The 21150-nt window shown below is 41.8% G+C and carries 21 protein-coding genes; 13 read left to right on the top strand and 8 right to left on the bottom strand.

Annotated features, from left to right (window positions below; translation table 11 throughout):
- Positions 1 to 34 precede the first annotated feature (34 nt).
- The 5 genes from ABE28_RS13110 (at position 35) to ABE28_RS13090 (ending at position 5101) form a co-directional block, all read left to right on the top strand.
- Positions 35 to 997: a YncE family protein gene (locus ABE28_RS13110; RefSeq protein ID WP_064467345.1), complete on the top strand. Its 963-nt coding sequence runs from the start codon at positions 35 to 37 to the stop codon at positions 995 to 997.
- Positions 998 to 1002: 5 nt separating this feature from the next.
- Positions 1003 to 1689: a response regulator transcription factor gene (locus ABE28_RS13105; protein ID WP_064467346.1), complete on the top strand. Its 687-nt coding sequence runs from the start codon at positions 1003 to 1005 to the stop codon at positions 1687 to 1689.
- Positions 1686 to 3101: a sensor histidine kinase gene (locus ABE28_RS13100; RefSeq protein WP_064467347.1), complete on the top strand. Its 1416-nt coding sequence runs from the start codon at positions 1686 to 1688 to the stop codon at positions 3099 to 3101. The genes ABE28_RS13105 and ABE28_RS13100 overlap by 4 nt, the downstream gene beginning before the upstream one ends.
- Positions 3102 to 3120: 19 nt before the next feature.
- Positions 3121 to 3567, top strand: coding sequence for a FixH family protein (locus ABE28_RS13095; RefSeq protein WP_064467348.1), 447 nt, complete (start codon positions 3121 to 3123; stop codon positions 3565 to 3567).
- Positions 3568 to 4357: 790 nt separating this feature from the next.
- Complete coding sequence (locus tag ABE28_RS13090; protein WP_064467349.1) at positions 4358 to 5101, top strand: CAP domain-containing protein; 744 nt, start codon at positions 4358 to 4360, stop codon at positions 5099 to 5101.
- A 160-nt stretch (positions 5102 to 5261) separates the two neighbouring features.
- On the opposite strand, the gene ABE28_RS13085 is transcribed toward ABE28_RS13090, so the two are convergent.
- Positions 5262 to 5672, bottom strand: a complete 411-nt coding sequence (locus tag ABE28_RS13085) for an Hsp20/alpha crystallin family protein (protein ID WP_257390577.1) — start codon at positions 5670 to 5672, stop codon at positions 5262 to 5264.
- A 218-nt stretch (positions 5673 to 5890) separates the two neighbouring features.
- On the opposite strand from ABE28_RS13085, the gene ABE28_RS13080 reads away from it, so the two are divergent.
- Positions 5891 to 6664 (top strand): SDR family oxidoreductase, encoded by a 774-nt coding sequence (locus ABE28_RS13080; RefSeq protein ID WP_064467351.1) that lies wholly within the window; start codon positions 5891 to 5893, stop codon positions 6662 to 6664.
- A gap of 37 nt (positions 6665 to 6701) precedes the next feature.
- Here ABE28_RS13080 and ABE28_RS13075 read toward each other — a convergent pair whose 3' ends face one another.
- Positions 6702 to 8057 carry an MATE family efflux transporter gene (locus ABE28_RS13075; RefSeq protein ID WP_064467352.1) on the bottom strand — a complete coding sequence of 452 codons (1356 nt, stop codon included), beginning with the start codon at positions 8055 to 8057 and terminating at the stop codon, positions 6702 to 6704.
- A 521-nt stretch (positions 8058 to 8578) separates the two neighbouring features.
- A complete protein-coding gene (locus tag ABE28_RS13070) occupies positions 8579 to 9691 on the bottom strand; it encodes a mechanosensitive ion channel family protein (RefSeq protein WP_064467353.1) in 1113 nt (370 codons plus the stop codon).
- Between the two features lie 182 nt (positions 9692 to 9873).
- Here ABE28_RS13070 and ABE28_RS13065 point away from each other — a divergent pair, with 182 nt between their 5' ends.
- Positions 9874 to 10962, top strand: coding sequence for an undecaprenyldiphospho-muramoylpentapeptide beta-N-acetylglucosaminyltransferase (locus ABE28_RS13065; RefSeq protein WP_257390576.1), 1089 nt, complete (start codon positions 9874 to 9876; stop codon positions 10960 to 10962).
- Positions 10963 to 11016: 54 nt separating this feature from the next.
- The gene (locus ABE28_RS24545; protein WP_083232076.1) at positions 11017 to 11166 is read left to right on the top strand and encodes a DUF2639 domain-containing protein; all 150 of its coding nucleotides are present in this window, start codon (positions 11017 to 11019) and stop codon (positions 11164 to 11166) included.
- A gap of 38 nt (positions 11167 to 11204) precedes the next feature.
- Here ABE28_RS24545 and ABE28_RS13060 read toward each other — a convergent pair whose 3' ends face one another.
- The 4 genes from ABE28_RS13060 to ABE28_RS13045 form a co-directional block, all read right to left on the bottom strand.
- A complete protein-coding gene (locus tag ABE28_RS13060; protein ID WP_064467354.1) occupies positions 11205 to 11888 on the bottom strand; it encodes an LrgB family protein in 684 nt (227 codons plus the stop codon).
- The gene (locus ABE28_RS13055) at positions 11863 to 12255 is read right to left on the bottom strand and encodes a CidA/LrgA family protein (RefSeq protein ID WP_064467355.1); all 393 of its coding nucleotides are present in this window, start codon (positions 12253 to 12255) and stop codon (positions 11863 to 11865) included. Before ABE28_RS13055 ends, ABE28_RS13060 begins: the two co-directional genes overlap by 26 nt.
- Positions 12256 to 12465: 210 nt before the next feature.
- On the bottom strand, positions 12466 to 13020 hold the full coding sequence (locus ABE28_RS13050) for a GNAT family N-acetyltransferase (protein WP_064467356.1): 555 nt from the start codon (positions 13018 to 13020) through the stop codon (positions 12466 to 12468).
- Positions 13021 to 13364: 344 nt separating this feature from the next.
- On the bottom strand, positions 13365 to 14144 hold the full coding sequence (locus ABE28_RS13045) for an undecaprenyl-diphosphate phosphatase (RefSeq protein ID WP_064467385.1): 780 nt from the start codon (positions 14142 to 14144) through the stop codon (positions 13365 to 13367).
- Positions 14145 to 14357: 213 nt separating this feature from the next.
- Here ABE28_RS13045 and ABE28_RS13035 point away from each other — a divergent pair, with 213 nt between their 5' ends.
- From ABE28_RS13035 to dapF, 5 genes are all read left to right on the top strand, one after another.
- Positions 14358 to 14678 carry a DUF4870 domain-containing protein gene (locus ABE28_RS13035; protein WP_064467358.1) on the top strand — a complete coding sequence of 107 codons (321 nt, stop codon included), beginning with the start codon at positions 14358 to 14360 and terminating at the stop codon, positions 14676 to 14678.
- 209 nt (positions 14679 to 14887) lie between these two features.
- Complete coding sequence (locus ABE28_RS13030) at positions 14888 to 15682, top strand: hypothetical protein (RefSeq protein ID WP_064467359.1); 795 nt, start codon at positions 14888 to 14890, stop codon at positions 15680 to 15682.
- 89 nt (positions 15683 to 15771) lie between these two features.
- Positions 15772 to 16347 (top strand): beta-class carbonic anhydrase, encoded by a 576-nt coding sequence (locus ABE28_RS13025; RefSeq protein ID WP_064467360.1) that lies wholly within the window; start codon positions 15772 to 15774, stop codon positions 16345 to 16347.
- Between the two features lie 154 nt (positions 16348 to 16501).
- Positions 16502 to 17803, top strand: a complete 1302-nt coding sequence (locus tag ABE28_RS13020; protein WP_064467361.1) for an NCS2 family permease — start codon at positions 16502 to 16504, stop codon at positions 17801 to 17803.
- Between the two features lie 184 nt (positions 17804 to 17987).
- A complete protein-coding gene (dapF, locus tag ABE28_RS13015) occupies positions 17988 to 18974 on the top strand; it encodes a diaminopimelate epimerase (RefSeq protein WP_064467362.1) in 987 nt (328 codons plus the stop codon).
- Between the two features lie 322 nt (positions 18975 to 19296).
- On the opposite strand, the gene ligD is transcribed toward dapF, so the two are convergent.
- Positions 19297 to 21138 carry a DNA ligase D gene (gene ligD / locus ABE28_RS13010; RefSeq protein WP_064467363.1) on the bottom strand — a complete coding sequence of 614 codons (1842 nt, stop codon included), beginning with the start codon at positions 21136 to 21138 and terminating at the stop codon, positions 19297 to 19299.
- Positions 21139 to 21150: the final 12 nt, after the last annotated feature.

Below are 21150 nucleotides of genomic sequence, written 5' to 3'. Positions count from 1 at the left end.
AAAAATAGATATTTCATGAATAAGGAGCCAATATATGAAGTGGAGCATTAATCTATTGCTTGCCGCCTTTTTGCTTACAGGATGTAATGGCAGTCATGCATACACTAAAATAAACAAAGATGAAGCGTTCTTGGCGACAGTCAATATCAAGGACACCTCCCTTACCTTCATCGACGAAAACTATCATTCCTTTGCAGAATGGGACATGGCCGAACCATTCACGGGAGCCCTGCTTCTCGCAGATAAAGATACGATTCTTTTATATGGAAAGGAGATGGAAGAAGTCCAAGTATTCTCATTATCAGCCGGAAAGCGGATTAAGAGCTGGAAAACAGGGAAGGGAATCGTCAATATGCAGCTCTTGCATGATGGAAAAAGCATCGTCGCCGTCAACCAATCGGATCACTCGATATATTTTTTGAATGGTGAAGGAGAGAAACAGCATGTCGTCAAGGTTGGCAAGAGCCCTTTGACCGTTCTCCAAGGAGAGAAAGCAAACCGATTGTATGTAATCAACTTTGGTGATACGAAATGTACTGTGATCAACCTCGAAACGAAAAAGGTCGATTTTGAATTCCCTATACATAGTTCCAGCACGGGCACATTATTAAGGGAAGAACAGGATGAAATTTGGATAGGCGGCCACGGTGATGGCGACCACGTCGAAGAGGACCTTTACATTTATTCGGCAACGACAGGCAAATTGAAAAAAAAGCTGAAGGCGCCTACCATGCCGATAAAGTTTTTGGAGAGTGACGAAGGCATATATGTCCTAAGCCATGGAACCAGCTCATTATATAAATTGAATGGGAAATATGAGGAAGTGGAAAGGAAAGTGGTCGGCGTCAATCCCTTTGAAATGGCAAGCTTTAAGAAAGATGTGATTGTGGCGGGGTATGATAGTGATGAAATTTATGTGATGGATGCAAAGACAGTCGATGTTAAACAAACGATCAAAGTCGGCGAAGGCCCATTTCAATTGTTGTTGAGGGAGTAGATGACATGCATGTTTACACCATTTTAGTCGTTGATGATGAAGAGGATATGCGAAATTTAGTTGAAATGTATTTACTGAACTCCGGTTATGGATGCCTCCAGGCTGCAAATGGGAAAGAAGCCATCAGCCTGGTTGAAAAACAGGAAGTCGATCTAATCCTATTGGATATCATGATGCCAGGAATGGATGGTTTCTCCGTTTGTGAAAAAATACGGGAAAAATGGGATATACCGGTTATATTTGTCAGTGCGAAAGGTGAGGAATGGGATAAAGTGAAGGGGTTGAAGCTCGGAGGAGACGATTACATCGTTAAGCCCTTCAATCCAGGCGAATTGGTCGCAAGAGTTGAAGCCGTATTGCGTAGGACAGGGAAATTGTCAATGAATGAAGGCAATCCAAACTATGTCCGATTCGGGAAAATCAGCTTGAACATCCCGTCGAGAACGGTTTTGGTGGAAGGAATGTCGATCAGCCTTACCTTGAAAGAGTTTGAATTGCTTTTATTCCTAATGCGTCATAAAGGTCAAGCACTCAGCCGGGAGCAACTCCTTGAAAATGTTTGGGGCGGGGAATATGAAGGGTCTCTACGTACCGTCGATACCCATATCAAAACGCTTCGGATGAAATTAAGGACGGCCGACTATATTCAGACCGTCTGGGGAATCGGGTATAAAATCGAGGAAAAGAAATGAACCATAAGTGGAAATCGCTCACCTTTAAGCTATGGCTGACCATCATCACAGCCATCATCCTATCCGTACTGTTCGCATACTCCCTTTCACAATATTATTATAAAAACCTTTACGTGGAAAAGCTTAAAACAGATTTGGTCAATGAAGCCTCATTGCTTGGTGGCGATTATACCGGTGGCGAAATTAGTGATGACTTCAAGGAAAAGGTGGAATGGTTCAACAGTAAAAATGAAAGCGAAGTCTTTGTCGTCAATAATCCAAGGGAATTGAGTGCCTGCCTGCCTTTTGAAATTGATTATGACACACTCATTTCCGAAGAAGAAAGGCAGATGCTTCTGGCTGGAAAAGCGGTCGAAAAAGAGGGGTATGAAAAAAGGTTCGAAAAAAACATCGTAGCGGCCATCATTCCGTTAATTGATGACGACCGCCTTGAGGGCATCATCTATACATATGTTTCAGTGGATTCGATTACGGACTTACTGAAGGAATTTGCTGCAAAATGGCTGGCGGCCATCCTGTTATTCCTGATTATCGCGATTTTTTTTACGACAAAATGGTTGAAGAAGCTCGTCAGTCCGATAAAGGAAATCGAGGCTGCTGCCCATCGGGTTTCTGAAGGGGACTATGACATTCAGCTACAGGTAAAGAGTCATGATGAAATTGGTAAGCTGGCACAAGCCTTTAATGAAATGGCCAATTCCATTCATTTGGAAGAAGAAAGAAAAAAAGAGTTTCTTGAAAATGTTGCCCATGAGCTCAGGACGCCGCTTAGTTACGTCAAAGGATACACGCATGCCATTTTGGATGGGGTCGTGAAGAATGAAGGTGAGGAAAGGAAATATCTTCAGCTCATTTCAAGGGAAGCACTAAGACTGCAGCGGATTGTCGGGGATTTGATGGACTTATCGAAAGTGGATGGGGACTCATTCCATTCATGCAAAACGCCGATAGCTTTTGCCCAATTCATTGAAGATGTCCTCGTTAAATATGAACCGATCATAAAAGAGAAGCAGTTGCACTTGCAATTGGAACTGGATCCAGACCCGATTATTTATGGGGATGAAGGGAGGATGGAGCAAATCTTGCATAACATCATTGATAATGCGATTCAGTATACAAATCCAGGTGGATCCATCCATATTACCCTCATTCAGCAGAATAAGGAGTGTGAGCTATCGATTTCTGACACAGGCACCGGAATACCAAAAGCAGATCTGCCGTATGTGATGAATCGTTTTTATCGCGTGAACAAAGCACGCAGTCGTTTTGATGGCGGGTCAGGGCTTGGACTATCGATCGTTAAAAAAATGGTGGAATGGCAACAAGGCAAGATGGAAATCCAAAGTACGGAAAAAATCGGGACAACGGTCAAGATTATACTTCCGACAATAAAAGAAGAATGGACTTCATAAAAAAGGGGATACGTTCAAGATGAAAAAGATCATGTTATTTTGCACGATGTTCATTATGTTGGCCGGCTGTGGTAAGGAAGAGGACATTCCACAAATGTTAAATGTCGACTTGGCTGTCAATCCGATTCAAGGCGAAATGAAGGAACCAGTGAAGTTTCAGGCGAAAGTAGCATATGGGGATGAAAAGGTGAAAGATGCGGATGATGTCAGCTTTGAAATATGGTTGGCAAACAGTGACGATCATGACAAAATTGCTGCCAAACATAAAGGCAACGGCATATATGAGATCGAAAAGACCTTTGATGAAGAAGGCACGTATTATGTTTATGCCCACGTAACGGCAAGAGATATGCACAGCATGCCGAAGGAAGAATTCGTCATTGGCAAACCAAGTCCTCCTGAACAAAATGACGGGAACAAGGAAATGGATGAAATGGACGATATGAATGAAAAAGACATGAATTGAAACTGCAGCAAAAAAGGCTTCGGAATGGCTTTCCTTCCGAAGCCTTTTTAATTTTCATTGGAATTATGGCAGTCATGAGCTGTTTTACGAGCATTTCCATGGATATTCCAGTCAAACAGCTTTCATGTTCAGTGAACCTTTAATCTCTAGGCTTCCGCTCCCCTTAAAAGATGAATGGGAAGGAAAAGGGTACTGCTTTCACGCATAGGGGACGAGATAAGTGCATTTCCCCAATCTAATTTCAATTCAAATGTTAAAACTGAATGTACTGGACGGAAGGTACGGGGTTACAGCTGCCTGCAGCCAAAAGCAACAGTCTATAAATAAACCTCCAATACTGTGGGCTAAAGGGAGGCCTTAAAAAATGTTAAAGCGATCGAAGTCAAAGCCTTTTATCGATAAGATGGATATACGTAACAATATCACCTTATTTTTCAAATTGTGAAGCGGAAACGAAAAATTTGTAACATAAAAGTAATGAAAGTCATACTATTTTGCTTGAAAATGATATGTCAATTAAAAGTTATTAGTATTCAATGGAAATGGTTCTATGTAACTACCATTGACAAGGAATGTCTGGAAAATTATGAGTATATATACTGCAAATCAAAACATAGATAGATTAAGCTTTTTCGCTTGCTTTCACTGAACTGGCGATAAAATTATTTTCTTGTTCGTAACCTGTGAATTCGTTGGAAATTCATGGGGCATATATTACAAAAAATGCATGTTATGATAATTCCAGAAGCAAGAACAACAAAAAAAACGAACATCACAGGAGGAAATACGAATGAAAAAGAAAATGATCATGTCAGCAGCAGCGGCTGCAGCAATTATATTCACAGGAGTAGGAGCTAACCAAGCGGAAGCAGCTAACTGTGATACGGTTAAACAAGTAACATATAAAACAATGAATCAAGAAGATATGCAAAAGGTCCTAAACCAATATCTAGCTAAGTATAATATCACTCTACCAGCTGCACAAGCACAACAAAAGCCAGTTCAAAAGCCAGTTCAAAAGCCAGTTCAAAAACCAGTTCAAAATCCTGGTCAAAATGGAACGGTAAACCAAGCAAAACCAGAAGCAAAACCTGCACCTGCACCTGAAGCTAAACCAGAAAAACCAACTAATGAAAAAACTGAGACAAACTCTGAATTAAGTGCTTTTGAACAACAAGTTGTTAAATTAACAAATGCAGAGCGTGCAAAACAAGGCTTGTCAGCTCTTAAAATCGACACTGAGTTAAGCAAAGTGGCTCGTATCAAGTCCCAAGATATGAAAGATAATAACTACTTTGACCACAATAGCCCAACGTATGGTTCACCTTTCGATATGATGAAAAAATTCGGCATCAGCTATTCATCAGCTGGTGAAAACATCGCACAAGGTCAACAAACACCAGAAGAAGTGGTACAAGCTTGGATGAACAGCCAAGGACACCGTGAAAATATCATGAATTCTAGCTTCACTCACATTGGAGTAGGCTACGTAGAATCTGGTAACTACTGGACTCAACAATTCATCGGAAAATAATAGAGTGATAGTTTTAAAGCACATCCCATTGAAACGGGATGTGCTTTTTTGCGTATCGATATCGATCAGCCTTCAATCAGATTAAGCTTTCGCTAGTCGTATTGAACGAAGGTAGCAAGAAATCACAGGAACCGCACCCACTCCTAAGTGTGCACCCAAATCAAATCTCGGATACATCGATTTCGGAATATTGGGTATTGAAGCTTTTCTGAAGGCGTATTTCCAATGTTGATTCTTTAAATTGGGCGGATGCCCCTTTTTTCTTCACAAGTGCTGGCAGCGTGATGACGTGACGATCGGAGGCTTCTGGAATTCCCTCAATGATCGATTGGTTAGAGGTATGGTAAAGTTTCATTGTCTTTAGCCAAGATTCATCAACGATGGGAATTCTTACAAAAACATATAAGTGGGTTTCGAATACAGTGGCATGCAAAGGATGCTCTGTTCGGGCAGGTTCTTTTTTTGAACCGAAATCATTATTGTTCATCATGCCTTGCATATTGTCAGGGATGACTTGTGAAAACATCTTTTCGATGAACGATTGGACATCAGTTTGTTGCATATTTTTCATGAAGTCCTTTTGGTTCGGGTTGTTCTTAAAAGAAAAAAGTGAATTCCAGGGAAACATGTCGAATTCCTCTCTCCTGCTTTTGGACTTACAGGTTTATTTTTAGTGTATTTTATGCAGGCTAAAGCCTAGAGGTTCGTTCAAACAATTACTAAATTATCGAAAATGAGCAAAACTTATGTATAATAAAGTAAAATCCTTTAGACGAAGAGGGATGACCTGTGGATGAAAAAGTAGCTTTTATTACTGGAGGCGCAACGGGAATCGGCAAGAGGTTGGCATTTTCATTAGCGGAAAAAGGAATGTCCATCATTATCTCGTATCGAAAAAGTAACGAGGCAGCTTTAGATTTGGTGGATGAATTGTGTAAAAAACATCACGTAAAGGCGCTGGCGGTTCAAGGTGATGCCGGAAGTGAGGAAGATTGCCGTCATATCATCAGTAAGGTCCTTGCGATCTTTGGGCATGTTGATATCTTCGTTCATAACGCAGGGCCTTATATGCACGATCGTAAGCCGATGAGTGAATACAGCAGCGATGAATGGAAATACATCATCGATGGCAATTTAAATGGATTTTTCTATTTTGCAAAGGAGATTATTCCCCAAATGCGCCGAAGAGGGTGGGGAAGAGTCATTACACTTGGGTTTGAACGGTGTGATACCTCACCGGGGTGGATATATCGCTCGGCATTTGCCGCAGCAAAGAGCGGATTGACCTCCTTAACGAGAACATTGGCTGCGGAAGAAGCTGCATATAACATCACCGTGAATATGGTTTGTCCTGGCGATATCATCGGTGAATGGAAGGAGCAAGAGATCAAGGTCGCGAAAGAGGAAAAGGATGATACCGTTCCGATCGGAAGACCGGGTACAGGTGAGGATATAGCAAGGGTCATCACGTTTCTGTGTGATGAAAAATCGGATTTCATCACCGGCAGCATCATACCGGTAACAGGCGGAAAGGATGTCCTCGGGAAAAGATCTTCAGTGTAAAAAATGCGTGAGGCCGATTATTCAGCCTCACGCATTTTTACGCCAATTTTTTAAATTTGACTTGCTGGATGAACCTTAACCGGGCCGCCAATCCAATAGCTCCCAAAGCCAAACCGGATATTAAGCCGATCCAATATCCAAAGGCGCCCATATCCGTATACTTGGCAAAGAAATAGCCGATCGGAAGTCCGAGTATCCAGTAGGACACAAGTGACATCGCAAAGGTGACATTCACATCCTTGTATCCGCGCAATATACCTTGTATCGGTGCCTGGAGGGCATCTGAAATCTGAAAGAAGATGGCGTATATTAAAAAATGAGATGTCAGCAGCATGACGGCATGATCTTTTGTATAAGCAGAGGCAACAGGTTCCCGGAAGAAAAATAGGATCGCCGATAATACAAGTGACATCATCAATGCGAGCGTTATGCCAATAAAACTGTATTCCCTGGCATCCTTATACCGGGCCGCCCCGATTTCGTAGCCGATGACAATCGTCAATGCCATGGACATGCTGAGCGGCATCATATAGAGCAGGGACGCAAAGTTCATGGCAATCTGATGCGATGCTATTGTAACGGTATCATATTTACTCATCAAGAGGGTAACGGCCGAGAATATGCTCGTTTCAAAAAAGATGGCCAACCCGATGGGGACTCCGATCGATAATAAGGCCCGCCATTCTTTCAAGGAAACCCGGAAAAATTCACGAAAGACGTCATAAGTGGAAAACGGGTGGATTTTCAACACCACAAGGATGGCAGTAAGGGCAATGATCCAATAGGTTATGGCAGTGGCATAACCGGATCCGACGCCTCCGAGTTCGGGGAATCCGAACTTTCCATAGATGAACAGATAATTGAATATGACGTTAACCGGAAGTGCACCCAAAGTGATCACCATGGAAATCCTGGTTTGCCCTAACGCATCTATGAACGCCCTCAATGCGTTATAAACGAACAGGGGGATGATTCCGAAAGAAAGGGCGATTAAATAATCATGAGCAACCCGGTGAACATTGTCTTCCAGATTCATGGCTGTAAGGATCGGATTCAAACAAAAAGCCCCGACAATTAAAATGACCAGTGCTAAAGCGAGGGCTAAATAGACGGCCTGCATGACGGAATAGGAAACAGATTTGAATTTTCTGGAACCAATAAGCTGTGAAACGACAGGCGTCAAGGCGATCAATATCCCGCTCAGCCCCGTGTAGACAGGAGTCCAGAGCGAACTGCCGATCGATACGCCCGCAACATCTTGCGTGCTGTACTGGCCAGACATCATCACATCAAAAAATGTCATCGCATACATACTGAGTTGGGTGATCAGGATGGGAATCAATATATAAAATAATAGGCGGATCTTTTGTGGTTTCGTGTAAGTCTGTTTCATCGATGTACCTCTATATCTGGATTTTGAAATTGTAAACACAATGAAAAAATTATATCACATAATGGTGTGATGTTTTTAAGTTTATTTAGCAATAAAAAGACTTGCCGATTTAAGGCAAGTCCCTGAACGTAGACAATTCAATTTTTGTTTTATAAAATCCGACCGCTTCATTCCACTATGAGTGGAAACAAAGAAAACAGGATTGATGGTTTGTACAATGGACGTTTCGTTTCACTGCGGGCGCTCGCTTATCCAGCGGCGGTCCGTGAGCCTCCTTGGCTTTCAGCCGGCGGTGTCTCGAGTAGACACGCATTGCCCGCAAGAGTCATGTACCTCTGCAAAAATGATTCCGTATTACGATATCTAGTTTAAAAGATAATGCTTGCGAAATAAAAGAAGGCAATAGTGAGTACCATTCATTCATTACCAGTGGTTGAAAAGCCAAAAGGGTTCGGAAAGTCACTTCCGAACCCTTTGGTCTACAAACTTCACCTTGCCTATTGAGGGCAAGGTGAAGTTTGTCAGTCGCGCATCGATTCAAATTCGTTCATCGCTTCCACATTTGAGTCTTTTTGGAGAATGAACGCTTGGGAAGGAATGGCGATTTGGACCTCTTCCCGTTCAAGTATCTCCATTATTTTAAAGTTCACATCTTCCTTGATGGATAAATATCCTCCAAAGTCAGTTGCATTAGTAAAGAAGTAAAGATAGAGATTGAAACCGGAATGACTGAATTCATCAAATTTGACGAGTATCGTTTCGGGATGTACCTCTTTGTGCTCGATCAGCATAGACTCGATGTCTTTAATGACATTTTCCAGCTTTTCCTTTGGAGTCGTAACGTTCACACCCAAATGGAACGCAATTTGGCGTTTCCCCATCTTGGACCAGTTGATGATCGGTTCATTCGAGAGTGTCGCATTCGGTACGGTAACAAGCGCCTGGGCAAATGTCCGCACTTTGGTGCTCCGGAACGTGATGTCTTCAATCGTACCCTCGACACTTGGTGTTTTGATCCAATCACCTATGGTGAATGGCTTCTCGGTAACGATGACGATTCCGCCGAAGAAATTGCTGACGGTATCCTTGGCAGCAAGAGCGAAGGCTAATCCGCCTAAGCCAAGTCCTGCAACAAATCCGTCGACATTGAATCCCCATTCTTCCGCAATGATGGATGCACCAAAAGCGATGATGATCAATTTAATGATTTTTGTGAAAAACGGGAGGACAATTTGGTCAACTTCCAGGCCGAATTTACTAACAAGCTTTGGAAATAAAATCGTCAAGATTGAACTGATATTGAAAATCGTCCAAAAGAAAAGGAAAACAAAAAATGATCTGTATATTTTTGATTTAAGCTCATCCGAAGGTGAGTCAATCGGAAAATAGTGCAAGGAAATAATTACACCAATCAAAACGATGAGCCATCTTACCGGCCTTTCCAAAGCGAGCATTAAGTTGGCGGCAAATTCAATTTTTCTTTTTTCGGCAATTCGCAGAAGGAATTTGAATATATATGTAGTAAATACTTTCCGAAGCAAAAGAAAGATTAGAAGAATACCGATAGATATTCCTAATTCGGTCCAGGCCTCGATTCCATCGAACTGATTTAGAGATTTAGAAACTTCTTGCAATGTATTACTCCTCCAATGTATCTTGTAGTATTGTAGAATACTAAGATTATAATATATCCTTGCTGAAAAAGGAAAAATTATCGATGATTAAGGGAAGAGCAATCCATATAAATGCTTTTTCAAGTTATTAATGGCGAGGATATATGGTAATATGGATGCAAAGTGATTTTTAAGTTTGGAAGGTGGAAATATTGACTAAGAAAATAGTGTTTACCGGAGGCGGTTCTGCCGGTCATGTATCAGTTAATGCAGCAATCATCCCTGAATTTCTCAAGCAAGATTGGGATGTTACTTATATCGGATCAAAAAAAGGCATTGAAAAAAATATTATCGAAAAGGAATTTCCTGAGGTTCGTTATGAGACGATTTCCGTTGGGAAATTCCGTCGTTACCTTTCCATTGAAAATATGAAAGACCCGTTCAGGGTCATAAAAGGGATTTTTGATGCACGAAAGATCTTAAAAAGGGAAAAACCGGATTTCATTTTCTCTAAAGGAGGGTTCGTTTCGGTTCCCGTCGTTTTGGCTGGGAGGATGCTGAAGATTCCGATTGCCATACATGAATCGGATTATACTCCTGGTCTGGCGAATAAAATTGCCATGCCACTCGCATCAAAAATTTTCACGACCTTCCAGGAAACCGAAAAAGGCCTTCCACAGGAGAAGGCCATGTATCTGGGTGCCGTATTGCGGGATGGTATTTTCAAGGGAAGCGCTTCTGCCGGCAAGGCTTTCTGCGGATTCACAAGCAAAAAGCCGGTGTTGCTTGTCATGGGCGGAAGTCTTGGGGCAGTGAAAATCAACAACTTGATCACTGATAATCTTGATGCGTTATTAATGGATTACCAGATCATTCATATTTGTGGAAAAGGACATGTGAAACCGGAATTGAAGCAACCGGGATATGCACCATTCGAATTCGTCCATGAGGAATTGTTCGACCTTTTGGCGGCTGCAGATGTCGTCGTGTCAAGGGCTGGTTCCAATTCAATTTTCGAATTCCTCGGTTTGCAAAAGCCGATGTTGCTTATCCCTCTAAGTGCCAATGCATCACGTGGAGATCAAATCCTGAATGCATCCAGCTTTGAAAAGCAGGGATTCTGTAAAGTCATTCAAGAAGAAGAGTTAAATGACGGGATTTTCACAGATACATTAGCAGAGTTGGTCAATCAATCGGGTGTATATCAAGATAAAATGCGTCAAAAAAGACCATTCAAGACAGCTGCAGAAATGTATGATTTATTACTGGAAGTCATGACTGCAAAAAAATAAGTATCAATTTCCTCTTCGAAGCATATCTTTTTCTTGAACAGAGGAGGGGGCAGTATGGCTTATGAATTTTCCAAGGGGTGGTTCATCCAGCAATTGAAAGCCGGAGGGATAAGCTATCACCCGATCGAGAAGAAAAAGCTCGAACTGTATAAAACGCATATTTTAAGACGATTATACGAAGACCTGAAAAAAGATCAATCATAAAAAGAACCGCAACGTCATTGACGTTGCGGTTCTTGCATTTAAAGGAAACGGCTGATCAAGGGGAAAAAGCAGGAAATCAGGATCCCTGCAATCGCCATGGCTGCACCAGCGACAGCTCCGGTAAATTCGCTTTCCTGAGCAGCTTGTGCCGTTCCAAGACCATGAGCGATGGTCCCATATGCGATACCGCGGGCAAAGGGCATGGTTATGTTCAATTTATCCATCAGCTTGGGGGCGATCATCGTTCCCAGGACACCAGTCAAGATAACGAAGGCTGCTGAAATATTGGAATCACCGCCATAAAGCTCGGTAATTTCCACTGCAATCGGGACAGTGATGGACTTAACCGCCAGCCCCTGAAGGATAAAATGGGGCAGTGAAAAGGCTTGAGCAATGGTGAAGGCGATAGTCAAGGTGACCATTAGGCCCAATATCATTCCGCTTATCGCCGGTATAGCATATTTAACGATTATCTTTCTATTTTTATAAAGCGGTACAGCCAAAGCAACAGTAGCAGGACCTAGGAAATAGGAGATGATATCTTTTGCAGGTGTATAATCATCAAAGTCCATACCGCTGGCCAGTAAGATGAGAATGATGGTGACCGTGCTGAAAAACACGGGCGTCGTGAAAGGTGACGGATGTTTGGCATATATTTTCCTTCCTATATAATAGGCAAGGAGGGTTATCACGATGCTATAGGGTGTGATTAACGCTGTCATGCTGATTAGCCTCTCCTCTATGAGAAAATTTCTGAACGGTCCAAGCGGAAACGATGAACCCACAAATCAAACTGACCCCAAGCGTTAGTGCCAAAGGCAAACCGAATTCAATGAATAGCCATCCCATGGTCATCAAACTGATGGAAATGGGAATAAAGAAAAAGGCGAGGTGCTTCACTAAGAATCCTGAAGCCAGTTCAATCCACTCGACCTTAAGGACCTTCGTTTGTAATAAAAAGAATAATAGAATCATGCCGATGACATTGCCTGGAATGGGTAAATGAAGTAAGTCAGCAAAATAATAGCCGAGCTTGCAAATGATGAGCAGCAGGATAAGCTGCACGGGAAAAACCAATAGTTTTTTCATGATTAAATCCTTTCGATGACGCTTTGAATATAATGTTGAATGAGTCAATTGTATTCATTATAAAAAAATATCCCTAAAAAGAATAGGGAATCGCAACATTCTTTTCGGTCTGGCCTTTCAAAACGGAGAAAAGAGCTATCCAATTATGGAAGCTCTCGCCTTTATATGAAAAGATAAGCAATTTCCTTAAGAAATCAACCGATCCGCTGTTTATGCTTCGAGTAATTGCTGTTCGTCATCATCATGCTGCCTAAGGATATGAAGGTTATACAAATCTTTAGGTATTTCAAACAAATCGAAGATATCTCCTTCATGATTGATCTGATCATAAAGGGACTTTCTTGTATCGTTGGCATTGATGGCATAGGGAAGCTTTTCCGCGGCTTTAATCGAACGGATATTTTTTTTGCGAATTCGCATGAAGACCGTTTCAAGGCCCAGTTCGAAGAAGAGCTCTTTAAAGAAAGCGTCTTTTGCGATGGCATTATATCCTTTTCCATGATAAGACTTGCCAAGCCATGTGCCTAAGAAACCTGCACCATTTTCAATATCGTATAAAGAAATGCAACCGATTGGGTTTTCCCATTCGTCCAGGATCGTTCGTGAAATGAGTTCCCCAGCTTCTTCTGCCTCGATCGTTTGCTTAGTAATGAATACATATTCTTCATATGAATCTACTTTATGGCGCACGAAAGGGAAGACATCTGGATGCGTCATTTGTTCATAAAGAGAAAAACAATCTGAGAAATCTCTCTTTTTTAACATTTCCGTCCCTCCGTTTGAGGGCAGTTTTTATGCGTAGTCGCTGCCCACCCTCGAAATTTTTTAAGTCGTTCATCAAAAAATTTCGGGGTGGGAATCGAACCCACTAGAACCGGAAACCGGTGGCGCACCATTTGCCTTCCCTATTTTTATTGTCAGAAATTATATAAATCTAAAGAAGCTTACGAAGGTATAATACTAAAAAAAATCCGGTTTGGGAATAGGTTTTTTGCCTTTTTTTTTCGTCAATTTCCAACTTTTTTTTGACGGGTATTAATAGCGGGCACACGTCTGCATTATGCCCTTGAAAAACCAGTTTTCCACCTCCATTTCAAGTGCTTCATCCCTTAAAACCTTCCAGTGAATTGCATGAATAAAATGATTGCTCCAAGCGCCCATACGTAAATGGAGAATACTTTAAGGGACCGCTTTTTAAGAAAATCGATCATCCAAACCACGGCAATATAACCAAATATGGCTGCAGCAAGGGTCCCGACAAAAAGGGCAGTGACGGGAAGCCGCTCAACCTCCCCCGTAAAGATCGGCTTCATCTGAAAAACAATGCCGCCAGTAATGGCTGGGATCGAAAGCAAAAAGGAAAAATAAGCGGCGGTCGCCCGATCAAGCCTGCAGAAGAGACCAGCAGCAATTGTAAGGCCTGAACGCGAAAGCGCAGGCATGATTGCAGCAGCTTGAAAGGTTCCGATGATCAAGGCATCTTTGACGGATATATCATTCAGAGATTTTTCTCCTTTTCTGATCCCGTCGGCTACCCATAAAATCAATCCTGTCGCTAAAAATTCCCAGCCTATGGTCACTCCCGTTTTTGAAAGACCATCAAACCAATCGCTGAGTAAAAGGCCGGCAATCACGGCAGGGATCGTTCCGGCAATAAGGACCAGGGTCAGTTTGGAAAAAGGGTTTTTTAAAATCGAAAGAATGTCATTCTTATAAACGACCAATAATGCCAGCAATGTACCGATGTGCAGCATGGTATCGAGAAAAATGCCTGCCTCATCAAGGTGGAATAAATGTCTTCCCAAATATAAATGTCCGGTGCTTGAAATAGGTAAAAACTCAGTCAGGCCTTGGATGATTCCAAGGATGAAGGCCTGGAATTCGTTCAGCAAAAAAACATCACTCCATTCCTGAAGATTTCGGACGATCCATTATGTTATCTTTATGCACCAGCTGGTTGAACATGTCCAGATATTTCGTCATCAAGGATTTATCAAAAATAGGTTCTCTCCTTTCCCTTTTTTCGAATAAAATGAAAAGAAAATGAAACCATTTTTCATTTGATACGTAATTATTCATATAGGAGAGGAGGAGAAGACACTATGCCTACTAAAGATGAAAGAGTGTTTGCTGCCCTTATATATGTAATCAGCTTTTTCACAGCATTTATCGGTCCTTTAGTGATTTGGTTAATAAAGAAGGACTCATCACAGTTTGTGGATTATCATGGAAGGGAATACTTGAATTTTTTCATTTCCTACACGATATATTCAATCGTTGCTGGGTTACTTTCGATAGTCTTGATTGGCTTCTTGCTATTGCCGGTTATCGGAATAGCATTAATTATATTCACGATCATTGCTGCCATTAGGGCTTATGAAGGAACGGATTACCGATTCCCGTTGATTTTCAGGATATTATAGCAAAAGGAAGAAGGGTTCCGTCCATGACGGAGTCCTTCTTTTTTTTCATATTATTGGCGCACGGAAATGGCTGTTTAAAAAAGGGAATCGCTCACATGAACGCGAATTAAATACGAAAGGGTAAAGGATGGATGGCGGCTTGAGACATATATGGCACGCCATTTATGACGAAGAACTTTCCTAGTAGGGAGTGAAAAGCAGAATAAGATATGAATATACGCGAATATTATCAAAAGATAAGCAATTCCAATTTTCATGCTTCCTGGATATCTCTTGGATTGGCCATTCTCTTTTTCATTGGCCATGTTACGAGCTTGATCCGAGGTCCCATCATCTTGATTACGTCTCCATTCATTTTTTTTAGTATTGTCCAATATATCATCCATCGAATCTATGAAAACCGAATCAAGGAATTGCCTCATGATCTATATGGGAAAAATGCCGATTTGCTAGATGCTGAACATATATTGCTGACGTTCCTCCCAGCACCGACATTGCGGCTGCTTCTCTTTGCACCTGATGGTTCCCTGTTGGGCGAGATTCGGGATAGGAATATGAAGTGGTTCATGTGGATGGTACCTAATTTCTTGTCGATGCTCTTAGCCAAGCGGTATGAATTAGTCGATCATGATGGGCGTTTACTTGCCAATTATCATATCAAAAAGGGTCTATTCAATGAAATGTCGATCATGGATGAAGAAGGGAGCCTCATTGGTTCCTATGAAGAAAAAAGGACTCTCATGAAAATAGAGGGAATGATATACAAGGAAGATGGTACGGAGTGGATGCCCATTCACACGCCGGGAAGTTTAAATTCATTTGAGATTGCGACTAAAAACGGGGAAAAAATCGTTTCCTACCAAGAAGGATGGATGCCGTTAGAATGGGGAAAGCGATTTAAGACAAATACACCTATTCTTACCTTTTCATCTCATGTTGAAGAAATCCCCAGATTCATCATTTTCGGATTCTGTGCCGCCACCTTAAATCATCGTTCAAATTGACTATGACAATACACTTTAGCAAATCTTTTATATATTTGATATAATCATAGAGAAATAAAAAGCTTAATTACATAAAAAGGGTGGTAAATATGAGTTTACTTAATGAGATACTTGATTATAATGAACAGTTTGTAGAAAAAGGTGAGTATGTTAAGTATAGAACGGATAAGTTTCCAGAGAAGCGTATGGTCATCATAAGCTGTATGGACACCCGGCTTGTTGAACTATTGCCAAAATCCTTAAATGTCAAAAATGGCGATGTGAAAATATTGAAGACTGCCGGGGCAATCGTCTCCCACCCATTTGGTAGTGTGATGCGTAGTATCCTTATTGCCATTTATGAGCTAAAGGCTGATGAAGTATTGGTCATACCTCACCATGACTGTGGGATGGCATCAGTCGATGCAGATTCCGTAGTGGAAAAAATGATTGACCGCGATATTCCAAAGAGTACCATCGATACACTGGGAGCTGCAGGAATCGATATCCGCAGCTGGCTTCGCGGATTTGATGATGTTTATCAAAGCTGTAAAAACAGTGTGGAAGTAATTAAAGGCCATCCTTTGATTCCTAAAACAATTCCTGTACATGGACTAATCATTTCTCCTGAAACAGGGAAGCTGGAATTGGTAGTCGACGGGTATGCAGCGGAAGAAGAAAAATAATGAAAAGATAGGTAACTGCCGGAATGATTTTCGGCAGTTTTCTTTATTTTTAAAAATTCTATTTATTTTTGCTCTTATTTTTGTTAAAATCGCCAAGTGTAGTTTGTCACTTAAACAAACGGGTGGGCGAGGGATAATTTAATAAGGATACAACATGAAGAAATTAAACTTGGAAGCCCTTTTTCATTTTTCCAGCTATGGAACGAATGGAAAACGAGAAATCCTTGCCGGAGTTGTCGGTTATTTTACGATCGTATATATCCTCATCGTGAATTCCCTGATTTTATCGGAAGCGGGCATACCGATTAACGGTGCGGTGATTGCCACCATCCTTTTATCCGCCTTAAGCTGCATCATGATAGGGCTTTGGGCAAATGTCCCGATCCTGCTCGTTCCAGGAATGGGCGTGAATGCACTATTTGCTTATACGATGGTCCAAGGAATGGGGTTATCCTGGCAATCAGCGCTTGGAGCTGTATTTATTTCGGGAGTTATTTTTGTAATCATAGCCTTCACTAAATACTCCCGGATAATCAGTGATTCGATTCCGAACTCGCTCAAAGATGCCATATCCGTTGGCCTGGGCTTATTCTTGATGCTGATTGGACTTGAAAAGGGCGGGATCATCACGGAAGGTTCAACCTCCATCATCGCGCTGGGAGATTTAAGCAATCCAGCCGTGTGTGCGACGGTGCTGACCTTTTTACTGGCCATTACGCTATTCATCAAAAATGTCCCTGGTAATTTCATGATCACCATCTTGGCAGGAAGTATCATTGCCTACTTGTGTGGGACGGTTCAACTATCGGACATCCATTTTTCTGGTATGGAAACAGCTTCATATGGCGATCTTTTCTTTTCATTATCGTTCATGCAAGCGGACCGAATCGAATTTTGGATAAGTGTCTTTGCGATGACGATGGTTCTGGTTTTTGAAAATATTGGACTTGTACACGGACATGTAGACAGTATCAACCGCCAGGATGCCTATAAAAAGTCGCTGAAGGCGACGAGTGTTTCCGTTCTGTTATCAGGTATTTTCGGTTCGAGCCCTACGGTTGCAACAGTTGAAACGGCTGCTGGAATCACATCCGGGGGCAGGACTGGGCTCACCTCTGTGGTGACTGGTGTGCTTTTCATCCTTTCCATGTTATTTATTCCGGTGATAAAAGTGATCCCGGATAGCGCCATTGCGCCAATTTTAATCATAATTGGCATTTTGATGCTAGGTAACATAAAAAGACTGGATTTCAGCGATTTAACCGAGAGTGTACCTGCAATCATGATCATTACGATCATTCCATTCACATACAGTATTGCGGATGGAATGGCATTCGGTTTCATTCTCTACCCATTCTTGAAGCTTGTAACCGGAAAAGCTAGAGAAGTTTCAGCCCCGATGTATGTAAGTGCGGCCATGTTTATCGTCTATTTCATCATCGGTTTGATCGGTTAATATTTTTGGAAGAGCGGTTGGAAAGGGGAGGAGTTCTCCTGCCAACCGCTCTTCCTTGCATAGTACAAAACATTGAAGGATTTGATTTATTTACTTTTCGCGATGACACATCTATCGTGAAAATGCTATGATATAGAATATTTAAAAAAGTGATGATGACATGCATATTTAAGGATGTGACAGGATGATTATTGAAGGATTGAAAAGTCATGGTTCAGGAAATGATTTCTTGATCATTGATGAATTGACGACAAACTTGACGTTTACTGAACAAGAGAGAGAAAAGTTGGCAAAAGCCCTTTGCGATAGAGGAAGACTTGGCGCAGACGGCATTTTGTTTGTAATGAAAAGTGAACAGGCTGATTGCCGGATGCGTGTTTTTAACGCGGATGGATCGGAAGCATCAATGTGTGGAAATGGACTCCGCTGTGTTGCAAGATATGCAAACGATGCATTGGGACTCGACAAAATGATTGTCGAAACGATGAAAGCGAATTTACTCGTTGAAAAAACAAAAGATATATATAAGGGAATCCCTACGTTCAAGGTCGAAATTTCCCCCGTCAGTTTCAATGTGAAGGACCTGCCACTCATCATTGAAAGAGAAACGTTGCAAAACGAACCATTGCCAGAGCTTCATTCTTCCCTATTGTTCTCGGCATTGGCGGTTCCCAATCCGCATTTGATTACCCTCGTCGATTCGGAGATTTTACAAAGCGGCCTCCAGGCAGACCTTTCTGCAAAGGTCAATCAACCGAATGAGCTTTTTCCTGACGGCGTCAATGTCAGTTTTGTCAAAGAACTCGAACCAGGAAGCATTTATGTCCGGACTTATGAACGGGGAGTGGGGTTCACGAATGCGTGTGGCACGGCGATGTCCGCTTCTAGCCTAGTAACCTGCTCAATTGGATTGAATGAATTGGAGCGCGAAATTTCCGTATACAATAATGGCGGGAAAGTGAAATGCGTCGTTCACTTTGATGAAAAAAAACAAACCTATTCAATTGATTTAATAGGGAACGCAACCTATGAATTCAAGATATCGCTAGAAATAGACAAAAATCAACCGGAACAATTCGTAATACTTGAAAAACAAAAATTCGAAGAAGAAACAAGCTTATATGCCAAACTGCAGGATGAAGTTCAAACCTATTTGCAAACTGCCTTATAGAAATGACACAAAAAAGGTGAGGAATCATTTAATTCCTCACCTTTTTTGGAACTGGAGCTAAAAGCAATCCACTTTTGCGTGTCAAGCACCAATTGGCGAGTAAAGACGCTGAATTAGCGAGTAAAGACGCTGAATTGGCGAGTAAAGATGCTGAATTGGCGAGTAGAGCGTCCAAACTGGCGAGTAATTGCCCAAAATCATGCAAAAACATCAAAAAATGTAGAGAGAACGCCTCAAACTTACGAGTAAACGACTCAATTTTCAAGCAAACATCTTACATTCACGAGTATACGCCCCGATCTCACAATTAGTAGCTCCAATGCTAGTCCTTCTTTTGCTTGAGAAAGGCCAAAACATCATGGAAGGCAGTCCCATTATCGACATATCGATATTCCCTGAATGAACAGCCATCCTTTTTGATGCGGGCTGGGACGGTTTGGATGGTATAGTCTTTTAGTTGCAGCGTTTCGTTCACTTCCTCCCAAAATAAAGGTGTAGCAACGCCTGCAAAATCATTCCCGCGCGGGGAATAGGGTACTATGATGGTTTTTCCTTCACTGTGCTGGATAAAGTCCAAGTAAAGGCGATTATGCCGATTCACTTTCAATCTTTCCATGGTAAAGTCATTGGGGTGAGAACTTGTTAAGTAACGACCGAGAAAATCCGTGAAAATTCGTGTGTCTTGATATGTGAATTTGCCTTCTGGCAACGGGATGTGAATCTGCAGTCCTTTGTTGCCAGAAGTTTTGACAAAGGCTTGAATTTTTAATGATTCCGTCACCTTTTTTATTTCCAGTGCGGCTTTGACCGCAAGTGAAAAGTATTCAATCGAAGGAGGATCCAAGTCCAGAACGATTTCATCAGGATTTGTTTTTCCCGCCTTTTGGAATGGAACATGAAACTCCAATGCAAGTTGGTTACCAAACCAAAGAAGCGTTTCAACATCGTTGCAAAGCATATACTCAATACCCTCGTCCCTGAACGTTTCAATGAAACCTGGTGCATAATCAGGTTTGTTTTTCTGAAAAAACCTTTCTTGAGCCAAAGTTCCATGAGGGTACCTAATCGTCGTCAATAATTTATCCTTTAAGAAAGGTAAGAAGAAAGCGGAAACCTCACGCAAATAATGAAGATATTCCACTTTGATCACGTCTTTGCCTGCCGTTGTCCATAGCGGTTTGTCGCGGGAGGTTAATTGGACGGTTTCGGGAAAAGTATACTGACTTAATCTGAATTTTTCCCACGTGCATTCAGTTGGCACCGTTTGCAAAAGCCATTGCGAAAACTGAGGCTCACGCAATTCATTTTCCTCATAAACGTGTAAGTATTGAACTTCGATGCAAATGGAAGGGTGGATATAGTAAAACTGTGCGTCCTCTCCTGAGGCATTTTGCTTAATGAGGTCATGCAGGATCCTTTTGTTTTGAGCACTCAAACCATTTTTGACACTTCCGATTTTCGATATTTCACCTTCCTTGAATACCCCAAGGGATATATATCCGTTTTCTTTATGCAATGCCGTGATGAAACAGGAAACCGCCTTCCAATTTTTGGTCTTAATCCAAGATGTCGTTCGTTTCCCTTCTTGCCATGTACCTCGAATTTCCTTGGCAACTACTCCCTCTCCATCAAAGAGAATCACCTCATTCAATGCGGCATCCAGACAATCGAAGCTTTCAATTATTTGTATTATTGCTTGATCGGTAGGGTCGGGAGGACTTGGAAGGCCGAGTTGTTTCCCCATCTTCACCATCAATTCCCGGCGCTTCTCCATGGATGTGCCTCTGACGTCCTTTCCTTTGATTCGCAGGAGATCGAACGCTATAAAACGGCATGGGGAATAATGAGCATTTTCCAGTATCAAAGATTGGTTTCGTAAACGGCCTCGCCATTGCATCTGAAAGAAATCTGCCTTTGCTTGATTCGTCAGCCATACCAATTCTCCATCCAGCTCTAAGGGGAGATACGTTTCCAAATCCATTTCCTTAATGAAGGTAATGACTTCCGGGAATAGCTGAGATAATTCCTTTTCATTCCGACTCACAATGCTTATCGTATCGGAGTCAACCGTTAGAACGGCCCTAAAGCCGTCATACTTGACTTCATAACGCCAATCGTTAGAGTTGGGCGCTTCTGGGTAATAAGTTGGCAGCATCGGTTTCATTTTTAAATAACA

Source organism: Peribacillus muralis (assembly GCF_001645685.2).
Classification (GTDB): Bacteria; Bacillota; Bacilli; order Bacillales; family DSM-1321; genus Peribacillus; species Peribacillus muralis_A.
This window is presented reverse-complemented; position numbering and strand designations above follow the sequence as displayed.

Coding starts and splice junctions, on each gene's coding strand:
- ABE28_RS13100 (WP_064467347.1), top strand. CDS start 1,686: ATGAACCATAAGTGGAAATCGCTCACCTTTAAGCTATGGCTGACCATC.
- ligD (WP_064467363.1), bottom strand. CDS start 21,138: ATGAAACCGATGCTGCCAACTTATTACCCAGAAGCGCCCAACTCTAAC.
- ABE28_RS13075 (WP_064467352.1), bottom strand. CDS start 8,057: ATGAAACAGACTTACACGAAACCACAAAAGATCCGCCTATTATTTTAT.
- ABE28_RS13090 (WP_064467349.1), top strand. CDS start 4,358: ATGAAAAAGAAAATGATCATGTCAGCAGCAGCGGCTGCAGCAATTATA.
- ABE28_RS13025 (WP_064467360.1), top strand. CDS start 15,772: ATGAGTTTACTTAATGAGATACTTGATTATAATGAACAGTTTGTAGAA.
- ABE28_RS24545 (WP_083232076.1), top strand. CDS start 11,017: ATGGCTTATGAATTTTCCAAGGGGTGGTTCATCCAGCAATTGAAAGCC.
- ABE28_RS13110 (WP_064467345.1), top strand. CDS start 35: ATGAAGTGGAGCATTAATCTATTGCTTGCCGCCTTTTTGCTTACAGGA.
- dapF (WP_064467362.1), top strand. CDS start 17,988: ATGATTATTGAAGGATTGAAAAGTCATGGTTCAGGAAATGATTTCTTG.
- ABE28_RS13055 (WP_064467355.1), bottom strand. CDS start 12,255: ATGAAAAAACTATTGGTTTTTCCCGTGCAGCTTATCCTGCTGCTCATC.
- ABE28_RS13060 (WP_064467354.1), bottom strand. CDS start 11,888: ATGACAGCGTTAATCACACCCTATAGCATCGTGATAACCCTCCTTGCC.
- ABE28_RS13085 (WP_257390577.1), bottom strand. CDS start 5,672: ATGAAAAATATGCAACAAACTGATGTCCAATCGTTCATCGAAAAGATG.
- ABE28_RS13030 (WP_064467359.1), top strand. CDS start 14,888: ATGAATATACGCGAATATTATCAAAAGATAAGCAATTCCAATTTTCAT.
- ABE28_RS13095 (WP_064467348.1), top strand. CDS start 3,121: ATGAAAAAGATCATGTTATTTTGCACGATGTTCATTATGTTGGCCGGC.
- ABE28_RS13035 (WP_064467358.1), top strand. CDS start 14,358: ATGCCTACTAAAGATGAAAGAGTGTTTGCTGCCCTTATATATGTAATC.
- ABE28_RS13105 (WP_064467346.1), top strand. CDS start 1,003: ATGCATGTTTACACCATTTTAGTCGTTGATGATGAAGAGGATATGCGA.
- ABE28_RS13020 (WP_064467361.1), top strand. CDS start 16,502: ATGAAGAAATTAAACTTGGAAGCCCTTTTTCATTTTTCCAGCTATGGA.
- ABE28_RS13050 (WP_064467356.1), bottom strand. CDS start 13,020: ATGTTAAAAAAGAGAGATTTCTCAGATTGTTTTTCTCTTTATGAACAA.